The organism is Rhizobium sp. P38BS-XIX (assembly GCF_012641435.1).
GTDB lineage: Bacteria > Pseudomonadota > Alphaproteobacteria > Rhizobiales > Rhizobiaceae > Rhizobium.
On the sequence record NZ_JABAIJ010000008.1, the window covers coordinates 84,748 to 101,023 of the forward strand.

14 protein-coding genes are annotated in these 16,276 nt (G+C 60.2%); 7 read left to right on the forward strand and 7 right to left on the reverse strand.

All coding sequences use genetic code 11. The annotated features are described in order from the left end of the window. Positions 1 to 5: 5 nt before the first annotated feature. The 6 genes from HGP17_RS23905 to HGP17_RS23930 all read right to left on the reverse strand — a co-directional run bounded on the left by HGP17_RS23905 (position 6) and on the right by HGP17_RS23930 (position 7,299). Complete coding sequence (locus tag HGP17_RS23905) at positions 6 to 947, reverse strand: ABC transporter permease (protein ID WP_168812955.1); 942 nt, start codon at positions 945 to 947, stop codon at positions 6 to 8. Continuing rightward, positions 944 to 1,993, reverse strand: a complete 1,050-nt coding sequence (locus tag HGP17_RS23910) for an ABC transporter permease (RefSeq protein WP_168812956.1) — start codon at positions 1,991 to 1,993, stop codon at positions 944 to 946. The genes HGP17_RS23905 and HGP17_RS23910 overlap by 4 nt, the downstream gene beginning before the upstream one ends. Then, positions 1,983 to 3,509 (reverse strand): ABC transporter ATP-binding protein, encoded by a 1,527-nt coding sequence (locus HGP17_RS23915; RefSeq protein ID WP_168812957.1) that lies wholly within the window; start codon positions 3,507 to 3,509, stop codon positions 1,983 to 1,985. Before HGP17_RS23915 ends, HGP17_RS23910 begins: the two co-directional genes overlap by 11 nt. After that, positions 3,506 to 4,930: an amidase gene (locus tag HGP17_RS23920; RefSeq protein ID WP_168812958.1), complete on the reverse strand. Its 1,425-nt coding sequence runs from the start codon at positions 4,928 to 4,930 to the stop codon at positions 3,506 to 3,508. The genes HGP17_RS23915 and HGP17_RS23920 overlap by 4 nt, the downstream gene beginning before the upstream one ends. Before the next feature lie 15 nt (positions 4,931 to 4,945). Beyond that, the gene (locus HGP17_RS23925; RefSeq protein ID WP_168812959.1) at positions 4,946 to 5,932 is read right to left on the reverse strand and encodes a BMP family protein; all 987 of its coding nucleotides are present in this window, start codon (positions 5,930 to 5,932) and stop codon (positions 4,946 to 4,948) included. 368 nt (positions 5,933 to 6,300) lie between these two features. Continuing rightward, positions 6,301 to 7,299 carry a LacI family DNA-binding transcriptional regulator gene (locus tag HGP17_RS23930; RefSeq protein ID WP_168812960.1) on the reverse strand — a complete coding sequence of 333 codons (999 nt, stop codon included), beginning with the start codon at positions 7,297 to 7,299 and terminating at the stop codon, positions 6,301 to 6,303. A 321-nt stretch (positions 7,300 to 7,620) separates the two neighbouring features. Between HGP17_RS23930 and HGP17_RS23935 the strand changes: the two genes are divergently transcribed. The 5 genes from HGP17_RS23935 (at position 7,621) to HGP17_RS23955 (ending at position 12,966) form a co-directional block, all read left to right on the forward strand. Further along, complete coding sequence (locus HGP17_RS23935) at positions 7,621 to 8,286, forward strand: D-lyxose/D-mannose family sugar isomerase (RefSeq protein WP_168812961.1); 666 nt, start codon at positions 7,621 to 7,623, stop codon at positions 8,284 to 8,286. Between the two features lie 125 nt (positions 8,287 to 8,411). Then, entirely contained in the window at positions 8,412 to 9,392 is a 981-nt protein-coding gene (locus HGP17_RS23940) for a substrate-binding domain-containing protein (RefSeq protein WP_168812962.1), read from the forward strand. Positions 9,393 to 9,421: 29 nt separating this feature from the next. Next, complete coding sequence (locus tag HGP17_RS23945) at positions 9,422 to 10,924, forward strand: sugar ABC transporter ATP-binding protein (RefSeq protein WP_168812963.1); 1,503 nt, start codon at positions 9,422 to 9,424, stop codon at positions 10,922 to 10,924. A gap of 9 nt (positions 10,925 to 10,933) precedes the next feature. Then, positions 10,934 to 11,953 (forward strand): ABC transporter permease, encoded by a 1,020-nt coding sequence (locus HGP17_RS23950; RefSeq protein ID WP_168812964.1) that lies wholly within the window; start codon positions 10,934 to 10,936, stop codon positions 11,951 to 11,953. Between the two features lie 23 nt (positions 11,954 to 11,976). Continuing rightward, entirely contained in the window at positions 11,977 to 12,966 is a 990-nt protein-coding gene (locus HGP17_RS23955) for an aldose 1-epimerase family protein (protein ID WP_205926104.1), read from the forward strand. Positions 12,967 to 13,087: 121 nt separating this feature from the next. Here HGP17_RS23955 and HGP17_RS23960 read toward each other — a convergent pair whose 3' ends face one another. Continuing rightward, the gene (locus tag HGP17_RS23960) at positions 13,088 to 14,119 is read right to left on the reverse strand and encodes an aldehyde reductase (RefSeq protein ID WP_168812965.1); all 1,032 of its coding nucleotides are present in this window, start codon (positions 14,117 to 14,119) and stop codon (positions 13,088 to 13,090) included. A 288-nt stretch (positions 14,120 to 14,407) separates the two neighbouring features. Here HGP17_RS23960 and HGP17_RS23965 point away from each other — a divergent pair, with 288 nt between their 5' ends. Together HGP17_RS23965 and HGP17_RS23970 are read left to right on the forward strand one after the other, a co-directional pair. Then, positions 14,408 to 15,295, forward strand: coding sequence for a carbon-nitrogen hydrolase family protein (locus HGP17_RS23965; protein WP_168812966.1), 888 nt, complete (start codon positions 14,408 to 14,410; stop codon positions 15,293 to 15,295). A gap of 56 nt (positions 15,296 to 15,351) precedes the next feature. Then, on the forward strand, positions 15,352 to 16,275 hold the full coding sequence (locus tag HGP17_RS23970) for a polysaccharide deacetylase (protein WP_168812967.1): 924 nt from the start codon (positions 15,352 to 15,354) through the stop codon (positions 16,273 to 16,275). The last annotated feature ends 1 nt before the right edge of the window (position 16,276 follow it).

A 16,276-nucleotide genomic window follows, 5' to 3' on the forward strand; every position in this document is an offset into this window, starting at 1 on the left:
TCGGATTATCTCTCGCCACGGCGATAGGGTTGCATCAGCGCCTGCGGCACGCGGGCTCGCCTGCTCATCACGGCAAGGGCGACGATGGACAGAATGTAGGGCGTCATCAGGAATATCTGATAGGGGACGCCCTGGACTGCGGTTTGAAGGCGTAGCTGGAATGCATCAAAGAAGGCAAAGAGCAGGGCGCCGAACAACGCCCGGCCCGGCCGCCAGGACGAGAAGACGACCAGCGCGATGCAGATCCAGCCGCGCCCCTGCACCATCGTTGGAAAGAAGCTGTTGAAGGCGGAAAGCGTCAGGAAGGCGCCGCCCATGCCCATCAGGGCGCTGCCGGCGATGATCGCGCCGTAACGGATCTTCATCGGGTTGAGGCCCTGAGCCTCGGCCGCGTGCGGGTTCTCACCCGCCATGCGGATCGCAAGCCCGATCGGCGTGCGGAAGATGAGGTAGGCCATGACAAGCGCCACCAGGATCGCAAGATAGGTCGGCGCGGTCTGCGTGAAGAGGGCGGGACCGATAAAGGGCAGGGTGGAAAGCCCGGGGATCGAGATCGGCTGGAAGGGCGAGATGGTCGGCGGCGTGCCGGCAACCGGCACCACCAGCCGGAAGATGTAATAGCTGAAACTGGACGCAAAGAGAGTGACGCCAAGGCCGGAAACATGCTGCGAGAGGCCGAGCGTGACGGTCAGCGCCGAATGCAGAAGTCCGAAAATCCCGCCGGCGATCGCTGCAATCAGAAGGCCGGTCCACAGGTCGGCGCCGTGATAGACGGCGAGCCAGCCGATCATTGCGCCGAAGGTCATGATGCCCTCGATGCCGAGATTGAGGACGCCGGCTCGCTCGCAAAGCAGTGCGCCGAGCGTGCCGAAAATCAGTGGCGTGGCAATCCGCAGCACGGCAGCCCAAAGTCCGGCTGAAGCAATGATGTCGATCAGCGTGCTCATCGGCGGATCCTGTACTGCGTGAAGAACAAGGCGATCAACATGGTCAGCAGCGACAGGGCGACTGTGACATCAGCGATGTAGGTGGGGATGCCGAGGCTGCGGCTCATGCCATCGGCGCCGACGAACATGGTCGCGGTGAAGATCGCCGCAAGCACGACGCCAAGCGCATTAAGGTTGGCAAGCATGGCAACGACGATACCGGCATAACCGAAACCGGGCGAGAGATCGGTGGTGACATAGCCTTTGACGCCCATCACTTCGATCGCGCCTGCGAGGCCCGCAAGGCCGCCCGAAAGACAGGCGACCTTGACGAGGGTCGAGCCGAGGCGGACGCCGGCAAAGACGGCACCCGACGGGTTGAGGCCGGCTGCCCGAGACTGCATGCCGAAGACGGTGCGCGACTGGACGAAATAGACGATGACGGCGATGGCGATCGCAATCGCAAAGCCGATATGAAGGCGCGAACGCGCGATCAGCTTCGGCAGCATGGCGTGATCGACAAGAGCCTGGGACTGCGGCCAGCCGAATGCCGTCGGGTCCTTCAGCACGCCGTCGATCAGCATGGAGACGAAGAGAACCGCGATGAAATTCAAGATGAGGCTCGTCACGACTTCGTCGACGGAGAAGCGCAGCCGCAGCCATAAAGGCACGAGGATCAGGATCATGCCGGCGATGGCGCCGATCACCATCAGGAGCGGAATGAGGATTGGTCCGGGCACACCGGAGAGCATCTTCGACCCGAAGGCTGCAACGGCAATGGCGCCGAAATAGAACTGCCCCTCGGCGCCGATGTTCCAGAGACGCGCGCGGAAGGCAACGGCAGCCGCAAGTCCGGTCAGGATCAACGGCGTCGCGCGGGTCAGCGTCTCCGTTGCCGAAAGTCGTGAGCCGAAGGCGCCGAGCAGTATCCGCCGATAGGCTTCCAAAACAGGCGCGCCGGCAATGGCAATCAAGATGCCGGCAAGTGCGAGCGCTGCGACGATCGCAAGCACGGGAGCAAGGATCATCATATAAAGTGGACGGTGTTCGCGCCGTTCAAACCGCATTGTCGGCCCCGCTCTTTTCCGTCCATTCGCCTGCCATCATCAGCCCCAGTAGCCGCGCATCGGCCTCGTCGGCATCGATGGGCGGCGAAAGACGCCCGCCGACGATTGCCTGGATGCGATCGGCCAACCCAATGACCTCGTCCAGATCCTCCGAGATCAGAAGAACGGCGGTGCCCTGCCGGCGTGCCTCCAGAATGCGCCCGTGAACGGCGGCGACAGCGCCTTCATCCAGCCCGCGCGCCGGTTGGGCGGCGATGAGGATGCGCGGGCGCTCATGGAGATTGCGTCCGAGGATCAGCTTCTGCATGTTTCCGCCCGACAGTAGGCGGGTGCGGGTCGCAGCATTGCCGCCACGCACGTCGAATGCCTCGATGATCTCTTGCGCAAAGGCCATGCCGGCGCCTTTGTCGACCAGACCATGCTTCGAATAGGAGGACAGGCGCTCGAGCACGGCATTCTCCCAGATCGTCATTTCGCCGATGGCGCCGTCGCGGTTTCGATCTTCCGGAATGCGCCCGATCCCCGCATCGATGACCGCGGCGACGTCGAGATCGCCAACAGGCTTGCCGAACAGGAGAAGCTCGCCAGACGAGCGGTTCGAGGTGCCGGAGAGGATCTGCCCCAGGCTTGCCTGTCCGTTGCCCGATACGCCGATGATACCGAGAACCTCGCCGGCACGCACATGAAAGCTGATCTTCTTCAGGCGTTCGACGCCGCCGCTTTTGAGCGTGATGTCGCGGGCTTCCAGGGTGATATCGCCGGCGGCGCTTTTCTCGCGGATCGGTCGTGTAACACGATGCCCGACCATCAGTTCTGCGAGCTCGGCCTTGCTGGTCTCGGCCGCCTGCCTTTCGGCGGCAACCTTGCCGCCGCGCAGGACGACGATGCGGTCGGCCGTCGCCATGACCTCATCGAGCTTGTGAGAGATGAAGATCAGGGACAGGCCCTGTGCCGCCATCTGCTTCAGTGTCGAGAAGAGTTTCTCCGCCTCGATCTGTGTGAGAACCGCGGTCGGCTCGTCGAGGATCAGGATACGCGCATCATTGTAGAGCGCCTTGAGGATCTCCACGCGCTGCTGTTCGCCGACCGAGAGATCGCCAAGGCGCTCATCGGGATCGACCTTCAGGCCGAAGCGCTCCGAGATCGCCAACAGTTTTTTGCGGGCCGCCGCCGTTTGAGACCTGAGCGACCATAGTCCCTCCGTGCCGGTCATGATGTTTTCGAGCACCGTCAGGTTCGGCGCCAGCGAGAAATGTTGATGCACCATGCCGACGCCGGCCCGGATTGCCGCACGCGGCTTGCCCTGCGGCAGTTCCACATTGTGGATGAGGATGCGCCCGGTGTCGGGCACATAGTGCCCGAAGAGGATGCTCATCAGCGTCGTCTTGCCCGCACCGTTTTCGCCGAGCAGGGCAACGATCTCGCCCTTTGCCAAGGACAAGGAGATATTGTCATTGGCAATCGTGCTGCCGAAGCGCTTGCTGACACCTTCGATGGTCAGGACAGGAGTGCTCATGTCGGAAATCCTGCAATCGGGAAGCGGTGGTGCCAACGTTGCTCGGCCTCGAGCGTGGATGCAAGCTGCAGCAACAGGTTATCCTCACCCATGGGTGCCATCATCTGGACCGGCAAAGGCAGTCCCTCGGCATCCTCACCGAAGGGAAGCGTGATCGCGGGGAAGCCGGAGACGTTGGCGAGCGAGGCGAGCGGCGCAAAGGAGGCCATACGCTCGAGGTGCAGCTCGGTGTTCGAATGATCCGTGGGGAAAGATCCGATCAGCGGTGGCGCCGAGGCGAGCATCGGCATGACGATGACGTCGACAGCGTCGAAGATTTCCCACAGAATCCGGCTGGCTTTCACCGCGCCATTGAGCGAGCTCCAAAGAGCTGTAGCCGGCATGACGCGTCCGCGGGTGATGAAGGCCTGCGTCATCGTCTCGGCGGTGTTTATGTCCAGTTCGAGATCGTCAACCAGATTGGCTATATTGACGGAAATGATATCGCCGAAGGCTCGGGCGCTCGCCTCAACAGCGCTTTCCAGCTCACCCCAACGAAGGGGTATCAACTCGTGTCCCTGTCCTTCCAGCAAGCGGGCGGCGGCTTCCACCGCTTGTGCCCGATCCGGCTCGATCGCATAGCGCTGTCCGGTATCTATCAGAAGTCCGATGCGAAGCCTGCCTGCCTTGGCTGGCGATTGAGCAATATCCGCAAATGGTCCTCGGGTTTGATTTCGTACGACATCCAGCATCCGTGCGGTATCGCGCACGGAGCAGGTGACGGCGAGTTCGCTGGCAATGCCGCCCAGATGATTGCCGAAGGAGGGACCGGCGGGCACGGCGCCGCGCGTCGGTTTCAGCCCGACAAGCCCGCAACAGGCGGCCGGCACGCGGATCGACCCGCCCGCATCCGTCGCGTGCGCGATCGCCACGATGCCGGCGGCGACTGCGGCGGCGGCGCCACCCGACGAACCGCCGGCGGTCCTGCTCGGATCCAACGGGTTTCGGCAAATCGGGCCGATTGCCGGCTCGGAGGCGAGGGAGAAGCCGAATTCCGGGCTGGTGCTCAAGCCGAATGCGCAGAGGCCGGCATCGCGAAAACGGCCGGCCAGATCGCTGTCTGCACCGTTGCCGGTGCGGGTAAACAGGCGGGAGCCGGCCGTCACCGGCAGCCCCGGAAAGGGGCCGCCGAGATCCTTGGCAACCGTCGGCACGCCGGCAAAGGCGCGCTCAGAAAAGCGCTCGGGATGAACCGAGGCCTCCTGATCCAGGGCGCGCGCTGCCGCAAGCCCCGCCTCAGGATTGAGATAGGTGATGGCGCCAAGCTCGTCTTGCTTGGTGCAGGCGGCAATAGCTGCCTGCATGGCATCCACGCAGGCAAGCTTGCCGGCCTTGATCGCGCCGGCCAGCTCCGTGGCGTCGGCGAATGACGGGCTGCTCATGATCGAACCGGAGAGTTACTTCGGTTGATCCATGACCTTCGGCACTTCGAAGGTGCCCGCCTTGATGTCGGCACGGACCTTTTCCATCGCAGCTTCCGCCTCTGCCGGGGCTGCGCCCTTGACGTAGACGATGTCGCTGCCGCCTTCCTTCAGCAGGCCGTAAGCCGTGTAGCTGCGGCCGACCGGCTTGCCGGCGGCAACATCGGCGATCGCGGCATTGAGAATGGGGCGGAAGTACCACATGGCATTGGCGAAAACGGTGTCGGGATAACGTGGCGTATAATCGATCAGCGATCCCACCGACTTGATATGGCGCTCCTTGGCGGCGTCCGCCGTGCCGATGCGCTCGCCAAAGAGAACGTCGGCGCCGGCGTCGATCTGGGCGAGGCCGGCTTCGCGTGCCTTCGGAGGATCGAAGAAGGTGCCGATGAAGGAGACGAGATGCTTGCAATCGGGATTGACCGCCTTGACGCCTGCGGCGAAAGCATTGATCAGCATGTTGACTTCGGGGATCGGAACGGCGCCGACCGAGCCGACGACGTTCGATTTCGTCATCTTGCCCGCCAACATGCCGGCAAGATAGGCACCGTCGTAATTCCATGTCCCGAAGACGCCGAAATTGTCGCCGGCCGCCTCGCCACTGGAACCAAGAACAAAGGCCGTATCCGGATAATCGGCGGCAACCTGGCGCGCTTCCTTTTCCACGGCATAGGCTTCGCCGATAATCAGCTTGTTACCCTGTTCGGCGTATTCACGCATGGCGCGCGGATAGTCGGTGCCGGACACACCTTCGGAAAAGACGTATTCGATAACGCCTTCCTTGGCCGCGTCCTGCAGCGCCTTGTGAAGACAGGAATTCCAGGCATTTTCGACCGGCGAGGCGTGAATGCCCGCAACCTTGAGCGGCGCGGCGGCACGGGCGGCGGGCGCCAGAGCACTGACGCCAAGCGCGATCCCCGACGCGATGACGGCACGACGTGACATGATGATTCCATTGGTCATTTCGCAGTTCCCCTGTTTTTTGATCATTTGGTAAAAATGATAGGAGGGGGCTAAAAAAGTGTCAAGCAATTGATGTGCTCAAATAATGGGCCATCGCTGTTTTATAGACAGGAATATCGTAGCCTTACGATGAGTATGCGTTGTATTTGCTGTCGTGAAACTCACGATAGATGGACAGATACGGGCAGGGCAACGCGCCGCCTGCATGGTGCCTGCAGCGGAAACTTTGTTTGACGTCTGTTTCGCACGAGATGGCAGGTGCGCTGACTACGGGAGAATTTTACGTGCCCGGTCTTCCCATTTGCTGCCGAGCGAAGACCGCCTACCGTGCGCCATGAATGCCATCAAGACGCAAGCAAAAGCCAGATTTATATCTTCGCGGTCGATTGCCGGACGACGAGCTTCAGAGGAAGTCTATCCTCCACAGCAAGTTCCAGTTCGCCCGACATCATTTGATGCAGACGATGCACGGCGCGCTCGCCAATCTTTCGCGTCGGCTGCGACACGGTCGTCAGGCGGGGAAGAACGTAGGATGCTTCTGGAATATCGTCGAAACCCGCAATGGAGAGATCGCCGGGTACATTGATACCAAGATCGACCGCCGCATGCATGGCGCCTATCGCGGCGGTGTCGCTGGTGCCTATGATTGCGGTAGGACGCGGCGTTTTCTGGAGCAATTTCGTCGCCAAGCGTCGGCCTGCACCCAGATTGTGCTCATTGCCGTATGCAATTTGCACCGGCTTGAGGCCATGCTCAGCCAAGGCGGCGCACGCGCCGTTCACCCGCTGGATCATCGGCTCGGAATGTCTCGGTGTTGATATGATCGCGATCTCACGATGGCCAAGCTCGATCAGATGCTTGGCAAGCAACGTTCCGCCATAATGGTTGTCGACGTGAACACAAACGTCGGTGAGGCCGGGCATGGGTCGGTCGATCGCAACCATCGGAATATTTCTGTCCCTGAGCGGGGTGAACGGGTCGACTTCCTGGCGTGAGCTGGCGACGATGACCCCGTCGATCCGCTGTGCAAGCAGCATCCCCACATAGGCCTGCTCCCGGTCCTGACTTTCGGCCGTACTGCAAATGAAGGTCTGATAGCCCAAGGCAAAGAAGGCCTGCTCGATACTGTGGGCGAGAATGCCAAAGAACGGAACGTCGAGAGACGGCAGCAGCACACCGACAAGACGGCTTGGGCTTCCTCGAAGCGTCCGCGCGCCGGCATTGGGATGATAATTTATGGATGCGATTGCCTTTTCCACGCGTTCGCGCACGTCGGCGCTGACATAGCCGTTATTGTTGATGACGCGCGAAACGCTCGACTTCGATGTCTGGGCCAGTTCAGCGATTTTTTTGATATTGCCGCTCATTGCTTCAAATTTTTTCCCAGCGCTCATTGCCGCGTTTCGTGGTTGGATATCATATTATTTTTTCAGCGAAAAACATCCTTTCTTCGTATCGCCCAGGCGTCGCCAGATGGCGCATTGTGGAATGAGTCTGTGGGAACGATCCCATATTTCGCTTGACACGCGCAAGCGATTTCATCAGTTATGGGATCGTTCCCATAGTGGGAGCTCATGTGGGAACGATCCCACAATCGGATTGCTTCGGGAGGAGACGGAAATGATCGCTGGGGTTATGTGCCTGCTGTCGTGTCTGCTCCACCGCGGCCTTGTTGAAGGGATACGCTGGTGAGACGTTCAGCCATCAATCAGAAAATCGCATCGGCGAAGCAGATCGCGGGCCGCAATCTTAGGGTCCTGCCGGCATGGTCGGACTGGTCGGAAGCGGAGTATCGCGAAAATCCCGACGTCGCGAAATTTCTGTTCGACCGCCAGATGGGATGGGACATCACCGATTTTGGCGCCGGCAACTTCGCGGAGCGTGGCCTGGTGCTGTTTTGTCTGCGCAACGGCATTCAGGGCGCGGCGGATGAGCGCCCCTATGCGGAGAAGATGCTGGTCGTCGAAGAAGGGCAGGAAACGCCTTTCCATCTCCATAAGATCAAGCTCGAAGACATCATCAATTGTGCCGGCGGCAACCTGATGATCGAGTTCCTCGATGCCGCCGACGAAGATGCCCCGGTCACAGTTCGCTCCGATGGTCAGGCGATCCGCCTGGCGCCGCGCGAAGCGCTGCGATTGAAGCCGGGGCAAAGCGTCACTGTCGAACGCGGCGTCTATCATCGCTTCTATGGAGAAGCCGGCCACGGCCCTGTGCTCGCCTGGGAGGTCAGCCAGGTCAACGACGATCACGCCGACAATTACTTTCTTGAGGAACTCGGGCGCTTCTCGACGATCGAGGAAGACGAGCGGTCCGTCAATCCATTGTGGCACGAGTTGTCCGCGCACTACTGAGTGCCGCCGATAGTCTTGCGCAAACCAATCCGGGACCGTCGGTCCCGGTCCCATCATGCGAAGAGGATCGCATGCACGTCACTCGGTCATCGTCGGGCACGTGATCAATAACCGGAGGAAAACAGATGAAAATCACAAAACGCAGCATGCTGCTTGCAACCGGCGGACTGATGATGGCTGCCTTGGTGGCGACGCCTATGTCGGTTCTTGCCCAGTCGGCCAAGAAGCCAGTCATCGCAAGCGTGGTGTTCCAGGGCGACCAGTTCATGAAATCGCTCCAGCAGGGTATCCGCCAGGCGGCGACTGCCGCTGGCGCCGAGGTCCTCGAAGTCAATATCGACGGCGACCAGACGAAAGAAACACAGGCGATCGATACCTACATTTCGCGTGGCGTCGATGCCATCGTCATCGCGCCGCTTTCGGTCACGAATTCGGCCGCGGCACTGAAGCGGGCGCGTGAGGCCGGCATTACGGTCGTGGCGCTCAATGGTGGCCTCAAGGATAATTCGATCCCGAACGCGACTTTCCGCACAGCAAATGCCGATCTCGGCAAATCGTCGGGTGAAGCCGCTGCGGCCTTCATCAAGGAAAAGCTCGGCGGCAAGGCTAATGTTGCAATCCTCGCTCTCGACGGGCTGATCGCCGAGCAGAGCAAGGAGCGGGTCGATGGTTTCAAGACCGCGGCTGCGAATGGAACGCAGGTCAATTTCGTCGCACAACAGGACGCCTGGCTTCCCGAGCGGGCGGTGACCGTTGCGACCGATCTCTTGACCGCACATCCGGACATCAACGTGATCTATGCCGCCAATGAAGGCGGCACGATCGGCGCGATGCAGGCCGTCAGAAATGCAGGGCTGGCGGGCAAGGTCTTCGTCTTCGGCATCGATGGATCCGAACAGCTCGGCAAGGGTCTGCTTGCCAGCGATGATGTGCTGCAGGCGGTCACCGCGCAGTCGCCCGTTCAGATGGGCGCCGATGGCGCGAATGCTGCCCTCAAGATCCTGAACAAGCAGCAGGTGGAGAAGGAGACGGTTGTTCCGACTCTTCCGCTCAATCGCAACGATCCTGCGACCGTGAAGAAGTTCCTCGAAAGCCTGCGCGGCTGATCGACGACGCGAAATCCCGAGGGCATCCCATGACGAATGCTGACCTTCATTTGCAAAATCTGACGAAGACCTATGGCTCCGTCCAGGCGCTGACGGACTTTTCCCACCGCTTCGAGGCCGGAAAGGTCCATGCCCTGATCGGCAAGAACGGATCGGGCAAGAGTACGTTCGTGAAGATGCTCTCGGGAGCGACAAGGCCGACCTCCGGCCAGATCATGTTGGGAGACAAGCCTCTGTCGTTTGACGATCCGGCAGCGGCCTTGGCCGAAGGCATCGTGACGGTCTATCAGGAACTCAGTCTGGTTCCTCAGCTCAGCGTGGCTGAAAACATCTTCCTCGGCCGTCTTCCGAAACGAAGGGGCACGGGATTGATCGACTGGCGTGGTCTGCGAAGGCGTGCAGCCGATCTTCTGGCCCAGATGGGGATCAGCAACATCGATCCTTCCGCCCCCGTTGCATCGCTGTCCGTCGGCAAGCAGCAGATTGTCGAGATCGTCAAGGCGATGTCGCTGTCCCCGCGCATCTTGCAGCTGGACGAGCCGACAGCCTCTCTGGCCCAGGCTGAAGTCCAGCAGCTTTTCAATGTGGTGAAGACGCTGCGTGAGAAGGGTGTGACCGTCATTTACATATCGCACCGATTGGCCGAGTTGGCGCAAATTGCCGATTCCGTCGTGGCCTTGCGCGACGGTACGTTCATCGGTGCCGTTCCCATCGCCGAAGCAAAGTCCGAGGTGATCCTCGACATGATGTTCGGTCCGGTCGCGCATGCGGAAAAGGTGGAACGCAAGATCGATGCGAGCAAGATTGCACTTCGCGTGAAGGGGCTGAAGCTCGGCACGCTTCTCGAAGATGTCAGCTTCGAGCTTCGGCATGGCGAGGTGCTTGGCATCGCCGGAATGCTTGGCTCCGGCCGCACGGAAATCCTGCGCGCTATCTTTGGTGCCGGGCCGATGGACGCTGGCGACATTGAGATCGACGGCGCGAAGGTTCCGAAAGTCACGCTCGCCGAGATGAAGAAGCGCGGCGTCGGCTATGCATCGGAGGACCGCAAGGTGGATGGTCTCGTCCAGATGCTGTCCAGCCATGCCAATCTCTGCCTCGCGGCACGCTCGCGCATCGCGCCCGGTGGCATCGCCACGCTTGGCCGCGAAAAGCCGTTCGTTGCGCAGCAGATCAAGGATCTTGCCATCAAGATCGGAGATCCAATGGCGCCGGTTTCCAGCCTCTCGGGCGGCAATCAGCAGAAGGTCGTCGTCGGCAACTGGCTGAACGACAAGCCTCGCATCATGCTCTTCGACGAGCCCGGTAGGGGTGTCGACGTGCAGGCGAAGCGGCAGATCTACGAAATCATCTGGGCACAGGCCGACCGTGGGCTGAGCAGCATCGTCGTGTCGACGGAGCTCGAAGACCTCGTGGAATGCTGCGATCGCATCCTCATCCTGAGGGAAGGGCGCATTGCCGGCGAATTCATCAATTCGAACCTCGACCCGAAACAACTTTACGCGGCCTGCATGACCGCCACGACCAATTGAGGTGCTGCCATGACCGATATCAAATCAGTTGCTGACGCAAATATGGGTACTTCGGACCTATCGAGCCGCGTGGTGGACATTCTGCGCCGAAACTCGATGCTGTTGATCCTGATCGTTCTTTATATCGCCGTTGCCAATACGGCGCAGGGTTTCTTCACGGTCAACAATCAGCTCAATATTCTGAGAAATATCGCGGTGCCCGGAATGATTTCCTTCGGCATGGCGCTTTTGATTATCGTCGGTGAAATCGATCTCTCCGTGGGCTCGATGGTCGCTCTTGCGGGCTGCGTGTGCGCCTGGCTGGTGCGTTGGCTTTCCGGTGGCGATGTCGAGCCTGGGCTGTTGCCGGTCGTCCTCTCCATGGTGATCGTCATCGGGATGGCGGCGCTGATCGGGATATTCAACGGCTTTCTGCGCGTGAGATATTCCGTACCGACGTTCATTTCCTCGCTTGCCATGATGGCAGCGCTTGCAGGACTTGCCTATCTCATCACCGACGGTACGCCGATCGAATCCTTTCCGTCCTGGTACTACGTCATCGGGAGCGGACGGCTCTTCAGCGTGCCAGTGCCGGTCTACTTCCTGCTTCTGGCCTTCGCAGTGACATACCTGATGGCGAACTTTACGAGCCTCGGTCGGTCGATCTATGCCGTGGGCGGCAATGCCGAGGCCGCTCGCCTCTCGGGCATCAATGTCGGCCTGACGAAAACCGTCTGCCTCGTGATGACGGCCTGTTTTGCCGCGGCCGGTGGGATCATCTATTCGTCGCTGATCAACAGCGGCAATCCGACCGTCGCGCGCGGATTGGAGCTTGAGGTCATCTCTGCAGTGATCATCGGTGGCGTCAGTCTCTTTGGTGGGCGAGGATCCGTGTGGGGCGCGTTCATCGGCTCACTTTTTCTCGGGGTTCTCATCAACGCGATGACGCTCTGGGGCTTCAATCCCTATGCGCAGCAGGTCGTCAAGGGCGCGCTCATTCTGGCGGCTGTGTTCGTGAACTTCATGATCGACCGGCCGGTACGGCACTGACAGTTTGGATGGGGAGGATTGCGATGATCACGACGGATATCAGACGCCGGACGCCTGATCTTCGGGGGCTTGCCGATATCAGGCTTGTCACGCTCGAAGATGGACCCGGCAGGGGCCAGCGCCTGCTTGTTGCCCGCAATGCGGCAGGCCTTTGTTTCGAGGTGGCCGTCGACCGAGGCTTTGATCTTTCGCAGCTCTCGTTTCGAGGGACCAGTATCGGCTTTCACTCGCCAAACCAGTCACGCTTTCCGGCGATCGAGCCAAGCGCGGAAGATGGATGGGCGTTTCTGCGCAACTTCGACGGCTTCCTGGTTACGTGCGGTCTCGATCATTTCGGCGCTCCGGCAACCGCCGATATCTCGTCGCTGAACCATCCTCATTTAAAGTCGGTGCGCCGCCCTTTGCACGGGCGTATCGCTAGCGAGCAAGCCAGGCTTGCGGGCTATGGCGTTGATGACGAAAACGCTTTCGTCTGGTGCGAAGGTATCGTTCGCCAGGCGGGCGTATTCGGCGAAACACTGGAGCTCAGGCGGCGGTTTACCGCCCCGATCTTCGGCTCGACCGTAGAAATTGCCGATACGATAACCAACCTCGGCTTTCGCCCGACGGATCATGCCATCCTCTACCACATCAACTTCGGCTATCCCTTTCTTGACGAGGCGACCAAGGTCGAAGGGTTGCCGGCGGATTTTGCCGGCCGGTTTCACGAAATCGACCGGCGCCCGGCCGATGATTTCGGGGAGATGGTCGATATCCTCAAATCCGACGCTCTACCAAGCACAACGGGTCTGACGATTGTAAACGAGATGCTGGGTCTGAAGGCAACGCTTCGTTATTCCAGCGCCGAGCTTCCGTCTCTGTTCATCTGGCGCGCCTACCAGTCGGGCCTCTTTGCACTTGGCATCGAGCCGGCATTCGATGGCGCGGACGCGCAGGGCAGGGCGCAAATTCTGGCGCCGGGCGAAAGCAGAAAATATGGGCTGCAGGTGAGCCTCTCGGAAACACGTGCCTGAGGACTCGATCCGATTTGGTCGTTTAGTCCGCGACTCGGAGCTGCCCTGCTTGCGCAGTCTCACCCCAGTTGGCGCCGCCGGTTTTCGAAACCGCCGGCGCCCACCGTTTTAAGTGACGGGTTTAGTCGTTAGCTTTGACAATGCCGAGACGTACGAGGCTTTCGGCGCTCGCCAAGATCGCATCCTCACGCGAGCGCGGCGACCAGCCCAGCACACGCTGCGCTTTTTCACCGCTCGCGTTCAAATCGACATCGAGCAGGGGGAGGAGGGCCTTCATGGCCGGTATGTTGAGCGCCGCCTGTTCGATAGCTTCGTTGGGCAGAACCTGCGTCGAGACGTTCTTGGCGAGATCTCCCAGGCGCTGCTTCAGCACCTCCGCGATCTCGACCATCCACAGGCTCTGGCCCGACGTTGCCAGGAAGCGTTCTCCATTCGCGGCAGGATCGATCATCGCACGGACGTGGAGATCGGCCACGTCACGGACGTCGACGACGCAGGTCTTGATCCGCGGATAACCCGGCTGGCCGTCGAGCATCTGCTTGATCGTCCGGATCGAGTGCGAAATGTCAGGCCCGAGCGCCGGTCCGAGTACCATGGTCGGGTTCACCGATGCGAGCTCCAGGCCGCGCCCCTCGCTGGCGATGAAATCCCAGGAGGCCCGTTCGGCGAGCGTCTTTGACTTCTGATAGGGAGCGATATCACCGTTCAGGTCGCTCCAGTCGGTTTCGACGAAGGCGCGGCCGAGTGCCTTCTGTCCGGCGCCGATGGCTCCAAATGCCGAGGTCAGCACGACACGCTTCAGCTTGGCATCGCGCGCGGCCCGCAGCACCCGAAGATTTCCGTCGACTGCGGGCCTCACCCAGTCGTCTTCGCTTTGCTGGTCGCCCGAGGGCGTCGGGGAGGCGCCGTGAAACGCATAGGTGCAGCTCTCTGCGGCCGCTGCCCAGCCATCGTCCGAATCGAGATTGGTGACAGCGAAAGACAATCGATCGCCTGGTTCCACGCCACCGATCTTCAAATGCGCGCGCACTTCGTCCTCACGCGACAGGGAGCGCACGGTCGTACGAACCCGATAGCCGGCGCTGAATAGCGCGATCATGCAATGCTGGGCAATAAAGCCGGTTCCGCCGGTCACGAGCACAAGTTCGTTCATAGGAAATCTCCAGGTTGGGATTAGTCTGCGGCCCCGCCCCAGGCGAAGGCCGTCATCTCGATTGTGAATTATATCTACATCTGTAGACTAAAATAAGAGAAAAGTCTACAGGCGTTTTATAACGGCAACTCGATCTGCTGACCGCCGTGCTGCACGAGCCGGATAGCTCCTCGACATCGAGGCATACGCATAAACGCGTATGGAGGCGCATTCCTTGACGGACGTACATTTCCCTTCATCGCGCCGATCACGTTCCGAAAGTGGCGTGAGTTCATGAGGAGGAGACTAATGCCACGCGAAGTTACAATCTCGGCGTGCCAATATCATGTTCAGGAAATAGGCGGCTTCGAGGATCTCGCCAATCGTGTGCGGCGGCTGTTGGATCAGGCCGGCGGCTCGGACATTGTCGTGTTTCCGGAGCTTTTTACCATTGAACTGTTTACGACGCTTCCGCAATGGCGGAACCGGCCGATCGCCGAACTTGTCCTGATCGATCAGTTCAGCAACGACTACAAGGCGCTTTTTCGAGAGGAGGCGAGAAAGCGTGGCCAGTTTATCGTTGGCGGGTCGCATCTGGAAAAGGTCGCGGCCGATCGTTTCGAAAATATCGGCTATATTTTCGGTCCCGGCGACGAAGTTTTTGCCCATGCGAAGACTCATATTTTCCCTGCGGAGGCGCAATGGTCGACCTCTGAAGGAAACCAGATGCAGGTCTATGAGCTACCCTTTGCAAAGGTAGGTTTCAATATCTGCTATGAGGCGGAAATTCCCGAATGCGCAGCCACATTGGCGGAACAGGGTGCAGAGATCATCCTCACGCCCTCCGCCACGTTTACCGAGCAGGGGTTCTGGCGGGTCCGCCATTGCGCCCAATCGCGATGCATCGAAAACCAGGTCTATCTCGTCCATGCCTGCCTGGGTGGGCAGCCTGGCGCACCGCTACCGAACGGATGGGCTCGCAGCTCGGTGCTGGGACCATGTGATCTCGCCTGGGACAATCCGGCAGGAATTGTCGCGGAGGCCAAGGCAAACGTCGAGATGACGGTGACGGGCAAGGTCAATCTCGATCTTCTTTATGAGAACCGTGAGCGAGGTGCGGCCACGACATTCAAGGACCGCCGACGTCAGGCTGGATTGTACGCGGCATGGCCGTCTCATCTGCATCCACAACACTAAAGCCTGTTTCTGCGCTTTGATCGCGCAGATCGGCTCTTTCAACATAGGAGGAGATCATGGGTTCTTTAAAGCTGCCTGCGGGCAAAAAAATCGCCGTCAATCTGGGTGTCGACTTCGATGCCCAATCCCTGTGGCTCGGGGGCTTCAACCGCCCGACACCATCCTTCATGTCGCGTGGCGAGTTCGGAGCGGAGGTCGGCACGCCGAGACTGCTGGCCCTGTTCAAGAAACACGGCATTCGCACCACCTTCTTTACGCCGGCGCACACGGTCGACACGTTTCCGGAGATCAACAAGAAGGTCTTCGAAGACGGTCACGAGATCGCCCACCATGGCTACTATCACGAAAATCCAACGTTGATCAGCCGCGACACCGAACGTCGGCTGATGGACCTGGCTTTCGCCACATACAAGAAGCAGTTCGGCATCCGGCCGAGCGGCTATCGCTCGCCTTATTGGGACTATAGCGAGAACACATTGGATCTGATCGAAGAGGCCGGTTTCCTCTACGATAGCAGCCTCATGGCCCGCGATCTGGTGCCCTATCGTCCGCAACGATGGCAGGTGAATTGGGAGAAAGGCAATGTTGCCGGACCTGCCAGCAAGGTGCTCGAAATTCCGGTAAGCTGGTATCTCGATGATTTTCCAGCGCTCGCCTACACCGGCAATCAGGAGGGCATGTCCGACACCGATAGCGTTCTGCGCCGGTGGAAAGACATCTTCGACTATGGTTATGCCAATCAGAGTGATGGCGTCTACGCTATGGCGCTGCATCCCCAGATCATCGGTCAGGCCCATCACATGATCATGCTTGAGCGGCTGATCGAACATATCAAGGGCCACGATGGCGTCTGGTTTGCCACCTGCGACGAGATCGCCCGCGCGTGGGTCGATGACGACGAGGACCGTCGGCGGATGGCTTTGCCCGATGCCCGTGGCGTTTCGCCGATGCCGGCAGACTATCAGTGGCCGGGCAAGTAAC